Annotated in this window: 12 protein-coding genes and 4 tRNA genes; 10 read left to right on the forward strand and 6 right to left on the reverse strand. The window is 64.3% G+C overall.

Annotated features, from left to right (window positions below; all coding sequences use genetic code 11):
- Positions 1-93 precede the first annotated feature (93 nt).
- Both orn and AC1Q61_RS08890 read left to right on the forward strand, forming a co-directional pair.
- Positions 94-693: an oligoribonuclease gene (orn, locus tag AC1Q61_RS08885; RefSeq protein WP_024487359.1), complete on the forward strand. Its 600-nt coding sequence runs from the start codon at positions 94-96 to the stop codon at positions 691-693.
- An 84-nt stretch (positions 694-777) separates the two neighbouring features.
- Positions 778-850: transfer RNA gene (locus tag AC1Q61_RS08890), tRNA-His, on the forward strand.
- Positions 851-1,087: 237 nt separating this feature from the next.
- Here AC1Q61_RS08890 and AC1Q61_RS08895 read toward each other — a convergent pair.
- Positions 1,088-1,498, reverse strand: coding sequence for a MerR family transcriptional regulator (locus tag AC1Q61_RS08895; protein ID WP_042923889.1), 411 nt, complete (start codon positions 1,496-1,498; stop codon positions 1,088-1,090).
- A gap of 55 nt (positions 1,499-1,553) precedes the next feature.
- Here AC1Q61_RS08895 and AC1Q61_RS08900 point away from each other — a divergent pair, with 55 nt between their 5' ends.
- Positions 1,554-2,516, forward strand: coding sequence for an oxidoreductase (locus AC1Q61_RS08900; protein WP_070160898.1), 963 nt, complete (start codon positions 1,554-1,556; stop codon positions 2,514-2,516).
- A 133-nt stretch (positions 2,517-2,649) separates the two neighbouring features.
- Here the strand turns inward: AC1Q61_RS08900 and AC1Q61_RS08905 are convergent, their stop codons facing one another.
- Positions 2,650-3,819 (reverse strand): L,D-transpeptidase, encoded by a 1,170-nt coding sequence (locus tag AC1Q61_RS08905; RefSeq protein ID WP_125052658.1) that lies wholly within the window; start codon positions 3,817-3,819, stop codon positions 2,650-2,652.
- A gap of 368 nt (positions 3,820-4,187) precedes the next feature.
- Between AC1Q61_RS08905 and AC1Q61_RS08910 the strand changes: the two genes are divergently transcribed.
- The 3 genes from AC1Q61_RS08910 (at position 4,188) to AC1Q61_RS08920 (ending at position 5,968) form a co-directional block, all read left to right on the forward strand.
- Positions 4,188-4,260 (forward strand) — tRNA-Lys (locus AC1Q61_RS08910).
- A gap of 111 nt (positions 4,261-4,371) precedes the next feature.
- Positions 4,372-5,802, forward strand: coding sequence for an amidase (locus AC1Q61_RS08915; RefSeq protein WP_042925780.1), 1,431 nt, complete (start codon positions 4,372-4,374; stop codon positions 5,800-5,802).
- 93 nt (positions 5,803-5,895) lie between these two features.
- A tRNA-Lys gene (locus AC1Q61_RS08920) sits at positions 5,896-5,968 on the forward strand.
- A 66-nt stretch (positions 5,969-6,034) separates the two neighbouring features.
- Here the strand turns inward: AC1Q61_RS08920 and AC1Q61_RS08925 are convergent.
- Positions 6,035-6,256 carry a DUF3618 domain-containing protein gene (locus AC1Q61_RS08925; protein WP_003945299.1) on the reverse strand — a complete coding sequence of 74 codons (222 nt, stop codon included), beginning with the start codon at positions 6,254-6,256 and terminating at the stop codon, positions 6,035-6,037.
- A gap of 145 nt (positions 6,257-6,401) precedes the next feature.
- Between AC1Q61_RS08925 and bcp the strand changes: the two genes are divergently transcribed.
- Positions 6,402-6,875 (forward strand): thioredoxin-dependent thiol peroxidase, encoded by a 474-nt coding sequence (gene bcp / locus AC1Q61_RS08930; RefSeq protein WP_007733290.1) that lies wholly within the window; start codon positions 6,402-6,404, stop codon positions 6,873-6,875.
- Here bcp and AC1Q61_RS08935 read toward each other — a convergent pair.
- The gene (locus AC1Q61_RS08935; RefSeq protein WP_007733289.1) at positions 6,872-8,221 is read right to left on the reverse strand and encodes a dipeptidase; all 1,350 of its coding nucleotides are present in this window, start codon (positions 8,219-8,221) and stop codon (positions 6,872-6,874) included. The two genes, bcp and AC1Q61_RS08935, sit on opposite strands and share 4 nt — an antisense overlap.
- 290 nt (positions 8,222-8,511) lie before the next feature.
- Between AC1Q61_RS08935 and AC1Q61_RS08940 the strand changes: the two genes are divergently transcribed.
- Positions 8,512-9,213, forward strand: coding sequence for a TetR family transcriptional regulator (locus tag AC1Q61_RS08940; RefSeq protein WP_003945379.1), 702 nt, complete (start codon positions 8,512-8,514; stop codon positions 9,211-9,213).
- Positions 9,214-9,271: 58 nt separating this feature from the next.
- Here the strand turns inward: AC1Q61_RS08940 and acpS are convergent, their stop codons facing one another.
- Both acpS and AC1Q61_RS08950 read right to left on the reverse strand, forming a co-directional pair.
- Positions 9,272-9,670, reverse strand: coding sequence for a holo-ACP synthase AcpS (acpS, locus tag AC1Q61_RS08945; RefSeq protein ID WP_003945362.1), 399 nt, complete (start codon positions 9,668-9,670; stop codon positions 9,272-9,274).
- A 10-nt stretch (positions 9,671-9,680) separates the two neighbouring features.
- Positions 9,681-18,992 carry a type I polyketide synthase gene (locus AC1Q61_RS08950; RefSeq protein ID WP_065456253.1) on the reverse strand — a complete coding sequence of 3,104 codons (9,312 nt, stop codon included), beginning with the start codon at positions 18,990-18,992 and terminating at the stop codon, positions 9,681-9,683.
- Positions 18,993-19,411: 419 nt separating this feature from the next.
- On the opposite strand from AC1Q61_RS08950, the gene AC1Q61_RS08955 reads away from it, so the two are divergent.
- Both AC1Q61_RS08955 and AC1Q61_RS08960 read left to right on the forward strand, forming a co-directional pair.
- A complete protein-coding gene (locus AC1Q61_RS08955; protein ID WP_042925794.1) occupies positions 19,412-20,128 on the forward strand; it encodes a DUF8548 family protein in 717 nt (238 codons plus the stop codon).
- Positions 20,129-20,201: 73 nt separating this feature from the next.
- Positions 20,202-20,283, forward strand: a tRNA-Leu gene (locus tag AC1Q61_RS08960).
- The last annotated feature ends 12 nt before the right edge of the window (positions 20,284-20,295 follow it).

Below are 20,295 nucleotides of genomic sequence, written 5' to 3' on the forward strand. Positions count from 1 at the left end.
CGAAGTTCTTGTCATCACCCGAACGCCGTCTTACACACGTCGAGTTTCCACCGCAGACCTTATCCCGCTCCCGCGCGCACTACTGTGTTCCTGGTGCAGGACAAATTGGTATGGATCGATTGTGAAATGACCGGGCTGCGACTCGAGTCGGACAAACTCATCGAGATTGCGGCTCTGGTGACCGACAGCGACTTGAACATCTTGGGCGAAGGTGTGGACATCGTCATCCACGCCGACGACGACGCGTTGGCTGCAATGCCCGACGTCGTGAAGAAGATGCACGCAAAGTCGGGACTGACCGAAGAGGTTCGTAAGTCGACGGTCACCCTCGCCGAGGCGGAGAAAGAGGTGCTCGCGTACATCCGCAAGCACGTTCCCGTCGCCGGTACGGCTCCCTTGGCGGGTAATTCAATCGCCACCGACCGCGGATTCATCTCGCGGGACATGACGGCGCTGGACACATACCTGCACTACCGGATGATCGACGTCAGCTCCATCAAAGAACTCTCCCGCCGCTGGTACCCGCGAATCTACTTCGGCCAGCCCGAAAAAGGTCTCGCCCACCGGGCACTCGCCGACATCAAGGAATCCATCCGCGAACTCAAGTACTACCGCGGCACTGCATTCGTCGCGGCGCCCGGACCGTCGAGCGCGGAGATTGCAGCCGTCGTAGAGGGCTTGGGTCCCGCCTGACCTGCCGATTGGCTTCCTGACCGACTTTCGCGCTAGTATCTCTTTCGTCAAAGCAGCCGGGTCAAACCGGTGGCCGAGGCAATGGTGGGCGTAGTTCAGTTGGTAGAGCACCAGGTTGTGATCCTGGCTGTCGCGGGTTCGAGTCCCGTCGCTCACCCAAGCGGAACCCCCGAAGGTGTCGAAAGACATTTTCGGGGGTTCTTTTGGTTTGTGCGCCAGCCCCAATCTCCCCTTCCACAGCCGGGTGGGGTGGCGACCGCGACAAATCGCGCGCTCCCGAGCAACCCGTGCCCGAGCCGAGCGAACGTACCTCTGGTCGCCTCAGAAAGACCGAAAGCCACTTTCGCTCACATCGGGGTAGCTGGAATTCGCCGCAAATAGCCCCAGCCGTCGATCACTCGGGCGACGGTTCCGGCTCCCAGACACCTACGACGGTCCCCTCGCGAACATGTCGCTCGTACGCCGAAACCTTGTCGTGGATGACGTTCAGGTTTTCCTGCATCGCAGCGATCCTGGATCGAATCAACTCCTCATGCGACTGTAAAAGTGAAAGCCGCTCCTTCTCGTTTCCCGGCCCTGACCTGACGAGAGCGGCGAATTCGCGGATCGTGGCGATCGGCATACCCGAGTCTCGGAAGCGATTGCACAGCTTCAACCAAGAGACATCGCTTTCGGAGTAGACCCGACGCCCACCTGCCGAGCGCGCCACCTCGTGAACGAGCAATTCCTCACGTTCGAAGTATCGAAGGGAATCGATACTGATTCCGGTCTGGACAGCGACGTCACCGATTGACAGTTCGCGCATTGCCTGGCGACCTTTCCTTGACCTGGAGTGCACTCCAGATTTTACGGTCGCAGTCATGAATTCCATCCAGCGCAAAATCAACACCGGATTCTCCCGAGTCTCCACTGCCGACGACGTACTTGCCGGACAAGATTTAACGGGCACTACGGTTTTGGTCACTGGCGGGTACTCCGGACTCGGATATGAGGTTTCGCAGTCACTTTCTTCGGTCGGGGCGCGAGTTGTAGTTCTTGCCCGCCGACCAGAACAGGCACGGAGCGCGGTGGCCGACCTTCCGGGTATCGAAGTGCGAGCGTGCGACCTGTCGGACCCGAGCAGTGTCAGATCGTGTGCGCGAGAAATTCTCGAATCCCGGATCACTCCGGACATCATCATCTGCAATGCGGGGGTCATGGCCTGCCCGGAACTCCGTGTCGGCTCCGGCTGGGAATCACAATTCGCGATCAATCACCTCGGGCACTTTGTACTGGTGAACCTGCTTGTGCCAGCCATGCCCGCAAACGGCTCTCGCGTCGTAGCGGTCTCGTCGGCGGGACATTTTCTGTCGGGAGTGCGTTGGAATGACATACATTTCCGCAACGGTTACGACCGCTGGCTTGCGTACGGTCAAGCCAAGACTGCCAATGCTCTATTCGCTGTACAGCTGGCGAGCTCCGGTGCTTCACGCGGTATCAGTGCGTTCTCCGTCCATCCCGGGAGCATCCTCACTCCCCTTCAACGTCACTTCTCTGCATCGGAGAAACACGATCTCGGATGGACGACGTCGAATGGCGACGCCGTGCCGGGGTTCAAGACTCCCTCCCAGGGCGCCGCTACAACGGTGTGGGCAGCGACGGCACCGATACTCGCCGATCACTCCGGCGCGTACCTCCAGGACTGCAACATCGCGGACGTCGCGCAGACTGATGACATGAGCGTCGGCGGAGTGAAACCTTGGGCTACCGATCCCGCCGACGCACGCAGATTGTGGGCACTGTCCGCTGAGATGACCGGAGTGGACGCGTTCGGTCGACGCTGACACCGAGCGAACGTACCTCCCGTCGCCTCAGATAGACCGAGAGGCACTTTCGCTCACAAAAGGTGTACAGATGCAGAATGCCCCCAACCGGACGGTCGGGGGCATTCTGCCGTTCAAGGCTTCAGGGACGCACTCAGACGTCCGCGTTGCCGGTCTTCCAGACGCTCCAGGGAATGTTCCAGTCACCGAGGCCGTCGGTGCCGGAGAGAGTGCCGCCGACGGTGTTCTTGACGACGACGATGTCCCCACGCTTGGTGTTGTCGTAGACCCACTTGGCGTTGGACGGGCTCAGGTTGAGGCAGCCGTGACTGGTGTTGGAGTAGCCCTGCTGCCCGACCGACCACGGCGCCGAGTGGAAGAAGATGCCGCTGTAGGACATTCGGGTCGCCCAGTCGACGGGGGTCTTGTAACCCTGCGCCGAGGTGACCGGGACGCCGTACGTGGACGAGTCCATGATCATGTTCGCGAAGCGGTCACCGATGATGTAGACGCCGTTGTCGGTGGGAGTGCTGTCCTTGCCCATGGAGGTGGGCATGGTCATGACGGTCTCACCGTTGACCTGGAAAGTGACCTGCTTGGTGTTGTCGTCCGCCGTGGCGATGACGGCATCACCGATGGTGAAGGAACTCTTCGCGTCTTCCTGCCCGAAGACTCCCTTGCCGAGATTGCGCCCGTACACGTTGACGCTCACGTCGACCTTGGTGCCCGGTGCCCAGTAGTTCTCCGGACGCCAACGGACCTCACGATTGTTGACCCAGTAGAACGCACCTTCGACGGCCGGAGTCGTGGTGACGGTGATCGCGGCTTCGGCAGCCTTGCGATCGGGGATGTTCTCGTCGAACTGCACCGCGATGGGCTGACCGATGCCGACCACGTCGCCCTCGTTGGGCAAGACGTACGGCTTGGTGACGTTGCCGGGTGCGCTGGTGGTGAAGGACGTGACCGTCGTACTGGCGCCACCCAATCCGAATGCGCGGGCCTCGATTTTGTACTTGCGGTTGTAGCCGAGTGGCTCGGTGGTGGTCCACGACGCACCGTCGGCAGCAATCGCGCCGGCAACTGCCTTGCCGTCCTGATTGACCATCGTCACGTCGGACAGAGCGCCGTCAGCGACGTTGATCTTGACCGGGTCGCCCGGCGAGAAGCCGACAGCGCCGTCGGCAGCGGTCGAGGTGAGCTTCGGCTTGATGAGTTCGGTGAGCGGATTGGAATCGATCGGCGCCGACCCTTCGGTACTGACGTCCTTGCCGCCCGACGTGCACGCGGTCATCAGAACGAGAGCACCGAGAGACGCCGCGATCATCGCCGCGCCCTTCGACGCTCGACCGTTCCCCCCGCGCACGGACAGACCCCACCTTTGACGACTCATCGTTCGACTCCGCTTCACAATTTCTCCGACTAACTTCCGCGTCACATGCGAATCCCACTTACCGGAAGGCAAGTGGGACTTGCGGTATGACTGCGCTGCACCAATGATGCCAGGCGCGCTCGTTACCAACGGTCATGAAAGGCCACGCCGTCAGTAACGTTCAAGTATCAATCGCTCCGAACCGTCCGTTTTGTTACCGCTTTCAGCGGATTTCCTCCGATCGGACTACAGCGGTGCCGCCTCCACCTGGCGATTTGCTCCCGAACCGGCGATTCGGCTAATGTTCTGTCTCGCAAGAGCGAGCGCCTATAGCTCAGTTGGTAGAGCAAGTGACTCTTAATCACTGGGTCCGGGGTTCGAGTCCCTGTGGGCGCACTTGCAAAGGTCCCCACCTTCTTCGGAAGGTGGGGATTTTTCTTTGTGTCGTGGTGGACAGGTTGTGGTGAATAGACTTCACAGTTATCGGAACCACGGCCTGGAGGATTGATGACCGAGCGCGAAACCACACCGGGCAGCGAGCTGGCATTTGCCGGGGTTGCGGGTCAGGCCGCTCTGATCCGGTCCGGAGAATTATCGGCCCGCGAGCTCACCGAGAACACACTTCGCCGTATCGAACGCCTCGATTCGACGCTCAATGCTTTTGTGCGGGTTCTCGCAGACGAAGCGCTCGACGAAGCGACACGTCTCGATCAGCGCCAGGCCGACGGCCACAGCCTGGGCCCACTGCACGGAGTCCCGATCGCGATCAAAGACGAGAACGACGTCGCCGGAACGCCGACGACGTACGGCGGTGCGGCAGCAACTCGCATCGCATCGGCCGATTCAGAGGTCGTCCGGCGGTTGCGCGAGGCCGGCGCGGTGATCGTCGGCAAGACGACGATGCCCGAGTTCGGCATCTGGCCCTTCACGGAGACTGCCGCAAACGGATACACGAGAAACCCTTGGGACACCGGCGTATCCACGGGCGGATCGAGCGGAGGATCTGCGTCGGCCGTCGCGTCGGGCATGGTCGCAGCGGCAATCGGCGGCGACGGCGGCGGTTCCATCCGACTGCCTTCGGCGTTCTGCGGGTTGTTCGGACTCAAACCGCAGCGCGGTCGGGTGAGCACCGCGCCGAACCGCAACCTCTGGCGCGGACTCGGCACGCTAGGCCCTCTCACTCGTTCCGTCGAGGACAGCGCGCTCGTGTACGACGCGATCACCGGTACCACCGGGACCGACGACTACACAGCCGAAACGCTCCGCACCAGCTTTGCCGAGTCAGCCGCGTCGGCGCCCGGGCCGCTTCGCATTGCAGTGTCCACCCGGAGTCCGGTCCGGGGCGTCCGCCCGTCCCCGGAGGTCGTTGCCGCGGTGCATTCGATCGCAGAGATGTTGAGCGCGTTGGGACATCACGTCGAAGAACACGACCCCGAGTACCCGGACGCAACTGCAGCATTTCTCCCGCAGGTACTCGGCGGCGTCCGCGACGAAGCACTGCGCGTCGATCATCCGGCGCTCCTCGAAAAGCGCACGCGCGCACTCGCGTCCATCGGCCGGATAGCCGCTCCCGCGCGCGTCGGGAAATTCGCTTACCGCAAAGGTGAGCGAATCGCAGCGACGGTCAACCAGGTCTTCGACACCTTCGACCTGGTCCTGATGCCGACCACGCCCGCGCTGCCACGCCCGATCGGACAACTCGAAGGAACCGGCCTTCTGTCAGCAGTCCGCAAGGCGTTGCCGATCGCCGCCTACTGTTCGATCTGGAATGTCTGCGGCAACCCGGCGGCCGCTGTGCCCGCCGGGTTCTCCGAACGCGGACTCCCCCTGAGCGTCCAACTGGTCGGGCGCAGCGGTGGTGAACCGACGATTCTCGCCGTCGCACAGCAGTTGGAAAGCACCGTCCGCTGGCCGGATTCGCACCCTCCACACTCGTGAATTCCGGAAGCGATGTAACCATCGTCACCACGATGAACACGCGTTTTGCAAACTCCTGAGCCTGTCGGCTAATGTTCTGTCTCGCAAGAGCGAGCGCCTATAGCTCAGTTGGTAGAGCAAGTGACTCTTAATCACTGGGTCCGGGGTTCGAGTCCCTGTGGGCGCACTTGCAAGAAGGCCCCCACCTCACCAGGTGGGGGCCTTCTTCATGTTCTGTCTTCGACAACTCGGGTCAGCGAATGATCTTCCGGACCACGAGTAGTCCCACCACTGAACCGACTGCGATCAGCGCGTACTTCACTGCCGGCTCGTTGAGCTTGGCGAGCACCGTCTTCTTGGTGTTCTCGACCAGCCGCTTCGGGTTGGTGCGGACCGTCAGTTCGTCGAGTGTGCTCGCGAGCTGGTTACGCGCCTTCTCGATCTCGCGTTCGATGCTCTCGGTGTCCCTGGGCACGTGTCCTCCAACTTGTCTGTGTTCTGCTGCTCTGTGTGCGGGTCTGCTGTGCGGACGCAGCGCGCCGACACTTCGCTCTACCGTAGAGGAGCAGAATGCCCTCGCGCCCACCTGCCGCGCAATTTCTCGACTAACCTCGATTCCCGTGACCGAGAACAGTAGATTGTCCGCCGGCGACGTCGCGCCGGATTTCACGCTCCCAGACGCCGATGGCAACGAGGTTTCCCTTCACGATTACCGCGGCCGCAAGGTCATCGTGTACTTCTACCCGGCGGCCAGCACCCCGGGGTGCACCAAGCAGGCCTGCGACTTCCGTGACAGCCTCGCCGAGCTGAACGGCGCCGGCCTCGAAGTCATCGGAATCTCGCCGGACAAGCCCGCAAAACTCGCGAAGTTCCGCGATACCGAAGAGTTGACCTTCCCGCTGCTCTCCGATCCCGAGAAGGCGACGCTCGAAGCCTGGGGCGCGTTCGGTGAGAAGAAGATGTACGGCAAGACCGTCCAGGGCGTCATCCGCTCGACGTTCCTCGTCGACGAGGAAGGCAAGATCGAGGTGGCCCAGTACAACGTCCGGGCCACCGGCCACGTCGCCAAGCTACGACGCGATCTGTCGGTCTAACTCCCGTACCGGCTCAAGAACAGAGCCTCCGCGAAAGCAAGATTCTCGATCTCCGACGGGTCGACGCTTTCGTCGGGCGCATGAATGCGGCATTGCGGTTCCTCGACGCCGATCAACGCGATCTCCGCGTCGGGGAACTGCTCGGCCAGTGCACTGCACAGCGGTATCGATCCCCCTTGGCCGGCAAATCCGACTTCGCGGCCGTAGGCATCGGTGAGCGCGGACTTCAGCTGCGCGAAACCTGCACCCTCCGTCGAGGACGAGAACGGCGATCCCGTCGATTCCGGAACGACCTCGATGTGGACGCCCCACGGCGCCGCCGCGCGGAGGTGGTCCGTCAACAACTTCTGTGCCTGCGCCGGATCCGTGCCAGGCGGGACACGAAGATTCAGGCGCGCCGACGCGCGGGGCGTGATCGCCGCCGCCGAACCCACGACCGGCGGGCAGTCGATACCCAGGATGGTCAGCGCCGGACGAGCCCACACCTGCTCGGCGACCGAACCGGAACCAGTCAGCTGCACCCCTTCGAGCACCCCGGCGTCGGAGCGGAACTGATCGCCGTCATAACTGACACCCGCCCATTCCTGGTCGTTGGTCAAGCCTTCGACAGTGGTGTTTCCGGCGCTGTCGTGCAGCGTCGAGAGTATGTGCACCAGCGCGGTGATCGCATCGGGCGCCGGTCCACCGAAGACACCGGAGTGAATCTCACCCTCGAGCGTCGACACGTGGACCACAACATTCGCGATCCCGCGCAATGACGTCGTGATCGTCGGCTCCCCGACTTCGGTGTTGCCGGTATCGGCGATCAGGATCATGTCGGCTGCAAAAAGTTCGGGCCGCTCTCGCACCAGATCCTCGAGACCGCCAGTGCCCATCTCCTCGGATCCTTCGGCGACGAGCGTCAGGTGGACGCTCGGGTCCACACCGGCTGCGGCGAGCGCTCGCAGAGCTGTCAGATGCATGACGACGTTGCCCTTGCAGTCGGAAGCGCCCCGTCCGTACCACCGTCCGTCGCGCTCGGTGAGCGTGAAAGGCGGGGAGCCCCAGAGCTCTTCATTTCCGGGCGGCTGAACGTCGTAGTGGCAGTACAGCAGAACGGTCGGAGCACCGCCCGGGCCTGGTCGACGCCCGACAACCGCGGCCGAACCGTCGGAGGTCTCGATCGCCTCGATATCGGCGAAACCCTGAGCCCGGAATGCCTCCAGGACCCAATGCGCAGCGGCCGCGCATTCTTCCGGCGGGTACTGCCGTGCATCGGCAACGGACTTCATCGCCACAAGTGCACTCAGATCCTCACGGGCACGCGGCATGAGTTCACCTACCGCGGTTCGCAGTTCTTCCGTCATCGTCTCCCTCTCCTCGGCATCGAATCTCGGTGTGCCCGAAGAATCTCAGTCTGCCCGAATCGGACGTAGGCAGGCGCCAGGATCGCCGTTGCGCCACACCGCGCAGCAACCTCTTCGGCTACTGGACAGTTGGTCACCTAGTATCGAGGTGTGGCAACAGCATCGGGACTCGTGTGCGCGCACCTGCGCGGTGCGTTTCGACCGATCACGACCGCCGAAGTAGGTGGCCGATGACACCGGATAATGCACAAGTCCCAAATTCGACAGAAAACACCGATAGCCTGGAAGACGTGCAGCCCACGACTCGTCACCGCGCGCGGCGACGAGTCGACCCAGCACTGGAGAATCCCCAGAGCCTCGAAGAACCGCAGGAACTGCTGCCGCGCAAGCGTCCGACGCAAGAGCGCAGCCAGCGTAAATTCGACGCACTCCTGGCTGCGTCACGGGAACTCCTCACCGATGTCGGTTTCGAATCGTTCACCTGTGAAGAAGTCGCGGCACGTGCTGACGTCCCGATTGGGACGCTTTACCAGTTCTTCGCGAACAAGTACGTCATCGTGTGCGAATTGAACCGCCAGGACCTCGTCGGGGTCCAGCACGAGCTTGCTCAGTTCGGCGGCGAAGTACCCTCGCTCGACTGGTTGCGGTTCCTGAACAGTTTCGTCGATCACATGGCCGGGCTGTGGACGTCTGATCCGTCGCGCCGCGAGGTCTGGCTGGCGATGCAGTCGACGCCGTCCACGCGGGCAACCGGAGTCATTCACGAAAAGCAGTTCGCCGAGACCGTAGCGAAAATGCTCGGCCCGTTGACGCCTCGTACGCGGCGAGATCGTCGCCTGATGATGGCGGAAGTTCTTGTCCACGTGGTGTATTCGATGCTCAATTTCTCGGTTCAGGACGGTCAGTCGCATGCCGACGCCGTCGCCGAACTGAAAAGGTTGATGATCGCGTATCTCCTCGTCGCCGAGAAGGAATCCCGCACGAAGGACTAGTCGAACGACAAAGAGCCGGTCTCCCCTTGGGAGACCGGCTCTTTCGTGTCCGGCAGTGCTACTCCGGGTCGGATTCGATGACCGCGAAAGCGCCCGCCATGTCCCCGTCGTGCGTGAGCGAAATATGAATCTTCACTCCGGTCAGGTGTTTGGCCACGTCACCGCGAAGCCGGATGCCGGGGCGCCCCCAGGCGTCCGAGACGACCTCGATCTGATTGTGGATCATTTCCCCCAGCACCGGTGGGCCGGCGAAGAGAGCAGTGGACCATGCCTTGATCACTGCTTCCTTCGCAGCCCACCGGGCGGCGAAATGTCGTGCCGGTTCGGAGCTCCGGGTAGCGGCGTCTCGACGCTCGCCCGGTGTGAAGTTGTCGAGCATTGCCGTTCCCGGCCTGTTCAATTGCTCGGCGAACTCCGACACCGTCACGAGGTCGAAACCGATACCCAGAACTCCCATACCGTGACTACTACTTGCAGCCGGGCAGATTCGAGCGGTACACCTGGTCTGCGCCGAGTCGTGCGTCCTCGCTCAGCAGCATGTCCGCTTCGAGCTGACGCGACGCCTTGGCCGGCGTTCCGTCGGCACCGAGGCGACGATCCGCCGGGCGCTCGTAGAGGCTGTCGCCACCGCACATCGCCTTCGCGAGGCGACGCTGACCGTCGATCGTCCGCTGCTGGGCCGCAGCAACATAGGCGTCACGCTTGTCGGCCGGAACCGACTCGACGAATGCCTGCGGGTGCACGACTGCGATCAGTCCGGAGACGTGACCGAAGCCGAGGCTGGTCAGCAGGCCGGCACGCAGCGGAAGATGCTCACCGAACTTGAGCGGCTGACGTGCCCACACGAGGTGCTCGAACTCGGCCATCTTGTCGTCGACGCAGTCGAGGCTGCGGTTCGGCGGGACGATGCCCTGGCTCAGTACCTGGCAGAGCCCGATCAGCTGGAAGGCTGCGGCACCACCCTTGGCGTGACCGGTCAGGCTCTTCTGCGAGACCACGAACATCGGCGCGCCTTCACTGCGTCCCAATGCCCCGGCGAGGCGCTCGTGCAGCTCCGCCTCGTTGGGATCGTTGGCGGCAGTGGAGGTGTCGTGCTTGGAGATCACGGCGATGTCGTCGGCGCTCACGCCGAGAGCGTTGAGCGAGAGTGCAAGCTGCGAATCCGCTCCCCCACGTCCGGCGCCCAGTGCTCCGAGTCCCGGTGCCGGGATCGAGGTGTGGACACCGTCGGCGAACGATCCGGCCCAGGCGACCACACCGAGGACGGGAAGACCCATCTCGAGTGCCAGGTCACCGCGAGCGAGGAGAATCGTTCCGCCACCGGCCGACTCGACGAATCCGCCGCGGCGACGATCGTTGGCCCGCGAGAAGCGGCGATCCTCGATGCCCTTGGCATGCATGTCCTCGGTCTTGGCAGTGGCCGACATGTCGCCGAAGCCGATGATGCCTTCCGTGCTCAGATCGTCGAACCCGCCGGCAACAACCAACTGCGCCTTGCCGAGTCGGATCTTGTCGACGCCTTCTTCGACGGATACCGCTGCCGTGGCGCAGGCGGCGACGGGGTGAACCATCGCGCCGTAACCGCCGACGTACGACTGAACGACGTGCGCTGCAATGACGTTCGGCAGCGCTTCCTGCAGGATGTCGTTCGGACGGTTCTCGCCGAGCAGCGTGTCGATGTACAGGCTCCTCATGGAGGTCATGCCGCCCATGCCGGTGCCCTGCGTGTTGGCGACCAGGCTCGGGTGTACCCAGCGGAGCAGTTCGCTCGGAGTGAAGCCGCCGGTGAGGAAGGCGTCCACCGTTGCGACGATGTTCCAGAGGCCGACGCGGTCGACCGAATCTGCCATGTCGGCGGGGATGCCCCACTTGGTGACGTCGAAGTTGGTCGGAATCTGACCGCCCACACTACGAGTCAGCTTCATCTTGCGCGGGACGCGGATCTCGGTGCCTGCGCGGCGGGTGACCGTCCAGTCTCCGGACTCGGCGGAAACCGTCGCCGTCGTGTTCTCCGGATCGGATTCGACGAAGGCCTGAGCCTCTGCCTCACTGCCGACCACGAAGCTCAGATCCTTGTCCAGGAACACGGAGGTGAGCAGCGGAGCGGTGTTGTCGATCATCGCGCCCTCGTCGACGTAGCGACGGATGCCGCAACGCTCGACGACTGCGTCGTGGTACTTGTCGGCGATTTCCGCCTCGGGTACCAGGTCACCGGATTCGACGTCGTACCAGCCCGGCTTGGGGTCGTTCTCCCAGACGATGAGTCCGGTGTTCCACGCCAATTCGAGAACGCCTGCGGCAGAGAGCTGCTCGTCGACCTCCATCTCGAAGCGGGTACGCGAGGAACCGTAGGGTCCGAGCTCTCCGGCACCCACGATGACCACGAGGTCCGCGGGGGTGACGTCCAGTTCGGGCCAGCTCGGAGCCTTGACCGAGTCGTCGATGCGAGCCGGCGCGGGCAGCGCCAGGATGCTGGACTCGTCCACTGCTTCGTCGACAGCTTCGGCGATCTCGGCAACCTCGGCAGCTTCCTTGGCCAAAGCACCCAGATCCAGGTTGGCCTCGGACAGTCCGCCGGTCAGGTCGACCTCGAGCGGGGCCTCGGCTGCAGCGCGCCGCGACTCGCGGGTTGCCGTCTTCAGCAGTTGGGTCGCCATCTCCTGGGTGGACCAGGTGCGGACGCCCGCAGCTTCGACCGCGTCGACGATCGGATCGTTGTGACCCATGAGTCCGGTTCCGCGAACCCAACCGATGACCGCGTGTGCCAACGTGACCCGCTCGGCCCAGTTGCGCTCGGCCTTCCAGCGGTTGACCACGGCGATCAGCGAAGCCTTGGCCTCACCGTATGCACCGTCGCCGCCGAACGTTCCGCGGTTCGGCGAACCGGGCAGCACCACGTGCAGGTGCGTGTCGACATCGCTGTCGTAACCGATCTTCGACAGACCGCCGATGAGGCGCTCCACCGACCAGAGCAGCACGCGCATTTCCATTTCGGCGCGAGCGCCGGCGTCGGAGAGTTCGCCGCCGACACGGGGAGCTGCGAACGGGAAGAGCATCGTCGGCGTCATGGCCGGCTTGATGAGCTTCTTTGCGCCGCCTGCGTTCTCGGTGGCCTCGTTGCCGATCCAGTCGATCAGCGCGTCGACGTCGGTGTACGACGCCATGTTCGCGGGAACCACCCAGAGGGCTGCACCGGCGCGAGCGTTCTCGCGGTACAGGTCGCGGTAGAAGCCCAGACGCTGACCGTCGAGTCGCGAGGTGGTCACGAATACCGTTGCGCCACCGGCAAGGAGCTTGCCCGTGACCGCTGCCGCGATGGAACCCTTGCTGGCGCCCGTCACTACTGCGACCTCGCCTGCCCACTCGGGTGCGTCGGATTCTGCCGCAGCAGCCGCATCAGCGATGCGGGTGTAGACCTCGGCGAGTGCGGTGCGGCCTTCGTCGGTTGCACGGGTGGCCCACCACTTCGCCTGTGCGGCGACGGTGGAGCCGGCACCGATGAAGTTCTCGACCGACAACGCGGTGTCACCGAGCCAAATGCGAGCGAGATCCTCACGCGCACTTGCCCAGCGGTCGTCGAGCAGAACGGCCTTCTGCGCGTCGAATGCCGGAGCAACCAGACGCGGCCAGTCGGAGCCGAGTTCAGCCGAGACCAGGTCGACCAGTTCGGTGTCCTCGACCGTCGCGACTGCCGTTTCTTCGTTCAGTCCGAGCTGCTCGAGTACCAGGCGTGCGGCCGAGGCCAGAACGCCGTTGCGACCGGTGATGTTCTCGGTGAACTCACCCAGAGCAGCTGCGTCGACAGTTCCGCCGCTTCCGCCGCCGGTAGCGGGCAACGAGACGCTGACTCCACGAGCAGACCCGACCGAGGCAACTGCGCTGTCGATGACTGCGTCCACTGCTGCCGCGTCGGCCAGTGCGCCGGAGCTCAGGCCACCGAGGTCGCCGCCGCGGATGCTGGCGCCGTCACGAGTACCGAGAGCCACTGCTGCGGTGACGTGGTGTGCCCAGCCGTCGCCCAGTTCCCAGACCTTCTTGACGCGGTCGGCGATGTAGCCGGGACGCTTGCCCGAGGGGCCGAAGACCTTACGCAGGTGATCGTTGATCGAATCGGAGAGCACCGGTCCGAACGGCTTGTACGTACGGGCGAGCTTGTCGACGGTTGCCCCCAGGGAGCCCATGTCGGCGTCTGCGGCCCCGTCGATGGCACCGAGGGAGAGCTCGGAGCCGAGGTCGACCAGAAGCTGGTTGCGACGCGAGGAAACGCCGTCGCACAGTGCCTCGATCGTGTCCGCGGGGCCGACCTGATCGGGACGGAGCTTGGTCCACAGGCTGATCAGGACCTTCGTGGCGTCGGGCGCCTTGAAGGTGAGGTCGTCCGGACGCGGTCCACCCGAAGGTGCAGCCGGCGCGGCAGCGGCAACCGGAGCAGCGGCCGCGGCGGCCGGAGCAGCCTGCGCGGCAGGCGCTTCGATCTCGTCGTCGTCATCGACAGCGGGGTCGACGTCGGTGCCGTAGACGATCGCAGCTTCGCGCTCGACGTTGAGAACCTCGACCGGGTAGCCGAAGCGGCCCGGCAGCTTGAGGGTCTGCGACGCGAGGTTCGCGACGGTCGGGGCAGCGCCGAGACCGATCTCGACGAAGCGTTCGACCCCGAGCCCTCCTTCGGACTCGTCACCGAAGAGCAGGTCCTGCGTCTCGATCCAACGGACCGGGCTGGCGAACTGCCAAGCCAGCAGCTCGATCAGGATGATGCGGGACAACTCGTGAGTGCGCGTTGCGTAGCTGTCGAAGTCTGCGAGGACTTCCTGCAGCGGCTCGGACGGCACCAAGTCGGCGATTTCCTGAACGAAGTCACGACGCAGCGAGAACGGCTTCGGAACCAGGTTCGGGATGTAGCGGCCGATCAGGATGTCCGGGTCGATGTCGTGCGGGAGCAAGTCCTGCAGGCACACGCGGAAGTCCGCCACGCCACCGCGAAGGACGGTGGAGTGGAACGGCACGTCGATGCCGGGAACCTGGATGTATGCCCGCTTGCCACCGAATTCTGCTCGGCGACGATCGATTTCGACCTCGAGTGCGTCGAGACCGGCTACCGAACCGGCAATGGCGTACTGGCTGCCGCGCAGGTTCAGGTTGACGATTTCGAGGAACTCACCGGAGGTCTCGGCGACACCGGCGACGAAGCCCTGCACGTCGTCGTCGGAAACACCGATCTGCGACGGGCGGATAGCGGCCATGCGGTAGTCGGAGCGTCCGGCTTCGTCGCGGGGAACGAGCTGATGCATGGCCGAGCCACGCTGGAAGACGACCTCGAGAAGCGCTTCGAGCGGGAAGACCTCGGCGACAGCGGCGAGTGCGTTGTACTCACCGACAGAGTGACCGGCCAGAAGCGAATCCTCGATGAAGGTTCCGGACTCGCGCAGCTCGGCAACCTGGGCAACACCGAGAACGGCCATGGCCACCTGGGTGAACTGAGTCAGGTGCAGGACACCGTCGGGATGCCTGTGCTCGACACCACGGGCCTTGACGGTCACCGGGTTGTCTCGCACGACAGCGAGAATCGAGAATCCGAGCGCCTTACGAGTGTGCTTGTCCGCGCGCTCCCAGACGTCGCGGGCGGCCTTGGAGCGTGCGCGAGCGTCGAGGCCCATGCCCGGGCGCTGAATGCCCTGGCCGGGGAAGGCGTAGACGGTCTTCGGTGCGGCAGTGCGGCCGGTGGCGACCATGACCAGTTCACCGTCGATGCGGCAGCCGACCTCGACGATTTCCGCGCCCTGGTCGATACCGACACGATCGACACGGACGTCGATCTCGGCGCCGGGTCGAACCATCCCGAGGAAGCGAGCTGTCCAGGCGGTCAGGCGGCGCGGCGGGACGCGGGTCTCGGCCGGGTCGACTGCGGTGACTACCTGCTGCGCTGCGGCGGAGAGCCACATGCCGTGCACGATCGGGGTTCCGAGGCCGGCCAGCAGAGCGGCGTTGTCGGAGGTGTGAATCGGGTTGTGGTCACCGGAAACCTGAGCGAAGGCGCCCATGCTGACCGGAGCGAGGATCTTCGCGTCACGGCGACGACGACGCGAGGTGTCGACAGCCGCATCGCTGATCGATCCACCGGCGCGAGCCGGGTCGGCGAGTTCGCCTGCACCGGTGCGTCCGCGGATCGCGAAACGCTCGGTCATGGTGACGACTGCGGGGGCGTCGAGGCCCTCGCCGAGCATGGCACCGACCTCGACCTTGACCTCGACGACACGACCGAGGTCGGTGTCGAGAACCGAGGCGACCTCGGCATTGACCACGAGAATGCTTGTCTCGGAGGGAAGCTCACCGACGAAGTCGACGGTGTGGTCGAGGTGGACCAGGTCGAGCATGCCTTCGATAACGGAAAGACTATCGAGCTTGGCTGCGCCGAGGACTGCGAACACTGCAGGCCAGCATGCTCCGACGACGACGTCCGGAACAGCCTTGCCGCTGACACTGAGCGTGGCGGGCAGACCCGAACCGGTGACACCGGCGTGATCGGCGATGCGATCGGGAACCCACGCGACGTTGAGGCGAGCCTTGCCGTTCTTGACTGTCGGAAGTTCCTGTCCGGCAGCAACTGCCAGGAGCGCGGACATCGCACCTTCGGCATCGGCTTCGGTGACAACCGGAGCGCCGCCGTCGACGACGGACTCGGGGATCGTGATCGTGATGTCGACCGACTTGCCTGCCACCAACGGAACCGAAAGCAGCACGTGCGAGGAATCGACGACGGTCAGACTGGAACCGGTGGTGCCGTGAACTGCCTTGTCGGCAGACTCTGCACTCCACTCGTCGAGGTCGCCGAGACGACGGACGGGGTTCTGGGTCAGGCGGCCGGCCCACTGGAGGTCAGGAGCCGAGAGAACGGCGTCGAGAAGTCCGGGTGCGGAATCCTGGTGGCGACGGCTCGCGAGTGCAACCGGAGTGGTTCCGGCAGCAACCAATTCGTCGTAGGTCGCCTTCTCGAAGCGATCGAGCAGGTCACCGACCGGCTCGTCGACACGGGTGATGCCAGCGACGGCAACGGTGCCGGGGATGACGCAAACCTGATCGGCGGTGTAGCGGGGGTCGTGTGCCTGCCACAGGGAGTCGCTGCGCCACCAACGACGCACGTCACCGTCGACGACGGGAACGAAGTTGACCGGCTTGCCCGGCGTCTTGCACAACGAGATGAAGAACGAGACGTCTGCGGGATGCAGAACGGTGGTCGAGTAGTCCGGGTACGACGCCTGCAGTGCGCAGATTGCAGCCTCGGGGCGCTCGAGGGTCTCGGCGTCAGCGAACAGCGTGGGGATCGGGCCGCGGTCGACCGGGTGCAGACGCGCCTCGGTGCGCTGGAGCATCTCGCCGAAGCGAGCACGCCAGGTGATGTCGAGCCACGGGCTCGACGTCGCCTCGACGATGGCGTCCTGAAGATCGGCGCCGCAGTCGAATTCCTTCGCCGCGTCGATGCCGACGGTCAGCTCGAGGTAGCGGCGCAGCCACTGTGCGTACGTCATGGTCTCGACGTCGCCGAAGTACGGCTTGGCGGTGACGTCGAGGGCGGCGATGATCTCGTCGCGGCGCTCGGCCACTGCCTCGGAATCGCCGGCAACCTCGTCGAGGAGGCGACCGGTACGCGAAGCCGCGTTGTCGATCTCGTGGATGTCGGCACCGAGCTGGCTACGGCCGGAGGCCATTCCGCCTTCAGCGGTACCTGCACCGACCCAGTCCGGCGTACCGGGAGTGTCGACGAGGAGCTGCTTGACCTCGGGAGAGGTGGTGGCCTCGAGAGTCGCCATGGCTGCGGTGCCGACCAGGATGCCGTCGACGGGCATGGCCGGGAAACCGGCTGCGGCAGACCAGCGACCGGTCAGGTAATCGGCTGCGCGCTCGGGTGTTCCGATGCCGCCACCGACGCAGATGACCAGGTTCGGGCGTGTACGCAGCTCGGCGTACGTGTCGAGGAGCAGGTCGTCGAGGTCTTCCCACGAGTGGTGTCCGCCGGCGCGGCCGCCTTCGATGTGGACGATGACCGGGAAGTTCGGAACCTCGTTGGCGATGCGGATCACGGAGCGGATCTGCGCCACGGTGCCGGGCTTGAATGCAATGTTGGTGATGCCGATCTCGGACAACTCGTCGATGAGAGCAACAGCCTCTTCGAGTTCCGGGATACCGGCGGTGACGATGACGCCGTCGATGGGAGCACCGGCGGTACGGGCACGCTGCACGAGGCGCTTGCCACCGAGTTGCAGCTTCCACAAGTACGGGTCGAGGAACAGGGAGTTGAACTGGACCGCGCGGCCCGGCTCGAGCAGCATCTTCAGCTCTGCGACACGGTCTTCGAAGATTTCTTCGGTGACCTGCCCGCCACCGGCAAGCTCGGCCCAGTGACCGGCATTGGCTGCCGCGGCAACGATCTTGGCGTCGACCGTCGTCGGCGTCATACCTGCGAGCAGGATGGGTGAACGACCGGTCAGCTTCGTGAACGCGGTCTCGACGCCGATACGGCCGCCGGGAAGCGCAACGGGCTTCGGCGCGAACTCGGACCACGAACGTGAGACCTCAGGTGCTGCACCGGGTGTGAGCAGATTGCGGTGTCCGCCGCGGGTGGCTGCGGCAATGATGCCGATGCCCTGTCCACGCAGCGAAGAGGACGTCATACGGGTCAGCTGATCGCTGGGTCCGAGATCGAGAATCCACTTGGCGCCGGCGGAGATTGCGCCGTCGACAGCCTCGACCCAGTCGACCGGATCGACGAGGACACCCTGCGCAAGTTCGCGCGCACGGTCCGCGTCGAGACCGCAACGGGTCGCCCAGCTGCCGACGAGTTCGACGGCCTCGGTCAATGCGGGGTGATGGAAGCCGATTTCGGTGTCGAGCGGATCGAAGGACGGCGCAAAGACGGAACCGCCACGCTTCTTACCCTCACGCTCGCGGGCTTCCTCGGCTTCGATCTGCTCGCAACGCTCTTGCACGCGTGCCAGCTGAGCGGGCGGCCCGGCGAGAACGACGCGGCGACGGCCGTTGCGGATGGCGAGGACAGCCGCGCGCTCAGGCGCCACACCCTCGGCAAGCTCGGCGACGACGGCGGCGAGACGCTCGGGATCGACGCCCGAGACCGCAACCATCGGCTTCGCGGAGGCGCCGGCGATGACGCCGCGGCGACGGCCGACCAAGCTGGCAGCAGCACCGACGAGCTGTGCGACGGCGAGGAGTTCACCGTCGTCGTTGCCCTGCGCGGCTACGGCAGCCGTGGCCAGAAGGCCCTGCGAGTGGCCGATGACGGCAGCCGGCGGGTTACCGGCTACATCCAGACCCTGAGCGGAGAGTGCACGCAACGCCGCAAGCTGCGTGAGGAAGACGCCGGGGAGTGACACCGGAGCTGCGGTGAGCGCGGCAGCGGAAGGCCCGGCCGACTTCTCACCTTCTTCTTCGTCGACGATCTCGGCTTCGAGCATCCACGCGATCGGATCGAATCCGACCGGGCGAACCACGAGGAGATCCTGTGCGACGGGCGCGAGGCGTGCGGCTGCGTCATTGACCAGATCGGTCAGAACGGGCTCCAGGCCGTTGTCACGGCTGAGCTCCTCGAGCGAGGTGAGCCAGGGAGCGCCCTGTCCACCGAAAGCGATTGCGTAGGAAACGCCGTTGTTCAGCGAATCGACGAGGGCACCTTTGCTGGTCGTGCGGGACTGTCCCCCATCGACGCCGAAACGGCGTCCACCCTTCGAGTCGCGTCCGTTTCCTGTAGGTGTCGTGTCATCGATCGTCACGCGTACGTCCTCTCCTGGTCACCTCTGCGGCGAGGTGGGATTTGCGGTGTGCTGCCCGGCTGAAGTGCTCGCGAATTCGTCGAGAGAATCGACGGAGTCAGGGCGTTCGTGCAAGACAAGGTTTACACAGAATCATGAGGATTTCCTCACGTTTGTCGGCACCCTGGAAATCTGGACTTTCGGGGCCGTGATCTTCCTCACGAGACTTCGAGAAAGTGACTCGCGAGTAGGTCGCGAACGCCCTGCCTGGGACTGTTACCGGGATTTTCAGAAACCTGAGGAACCCCTCATATTTATTGTTACCAATTCGTGACCTCCTTGACGGACGGTCGATCCCGTGCGTTCCGGGCCACAATCTGTCGGACTCCCTCGCTACGTTCAGCGCGTCCACACCGGACAACTTCTCGGGGGGAGAAATCATGAAAGACACAGACGTAGTCAGAGCGGCCGAATTCATCGGCGCCGAGCTTCCGCGCGAGGCGTGGCCGCATTGGAATCAGGGATGGCCGCGCGAGTCCGAAGCCGCCCTTCTCGATGCGATCTTCTCGTCGCGCGCCGCCTATGGAACACCGAAGACCGGAGTCCGCGCCGTCGTCGACCGTTGGCGCACACACCGCTCGGTAGCCGCCGACGATCGCCTCGACAGCTTGCCCGCTCTCGCCGCCTTCACCGACCGTGGCGACGAGCTCGCAACGATTCTCGGCAATCGCCAGCGCGTGCCGGGCAACTACTTCACCAAAGCCGAGGGTGCGGCTCGCGCGGCCAAGGCGCTCGTCGAATCCGGTTGCAGGTCCAGTGCCGACGTCGAGGACACCGAAAGCCTCCGTTCGGCAGTTGTCTCCGTTCCGGGGCTCGGCCCCAGGACCTTCGAGACGCTGGTGTTCCTGTCCGGGAAGTTGACGGTAACTTCGATAGATCTACTTGCACGGTTCGCCACCGAAGCAAGCAGTGGTGAGGAATTGTTGTCGAGCACCGACGCAGCCGAGTTGCTCGTTGCGGTTGCCGAACATCTCGATGTCGATGTTCAAACGCTCACCCACGCTGCGTGGCGGTATCAACGCACGGCCGAGCAACCTCGCCGGTCGAAGAAATCCACCATGCCGCCCGCAGCGGATCCACTCGCCGAAACGGCCTGAGAGCGGGCGGGCGCATCCCGACCAGGGTGGTGTGCCCGCGAGCGATTCCACTCGCGTATCCTTTGAATTCCGCGCGCGAGTGGCGGAATTGGCAGACGCGCTGGATTTAGGTTCCAGTGTCTCAGGACGTGGGGGTTCAAGTCCCCCCTCGCGCACAACGAAGAGCC

Source organism: Rhodococcus sp. MPR-R1B, assembly GCF_058793255.1.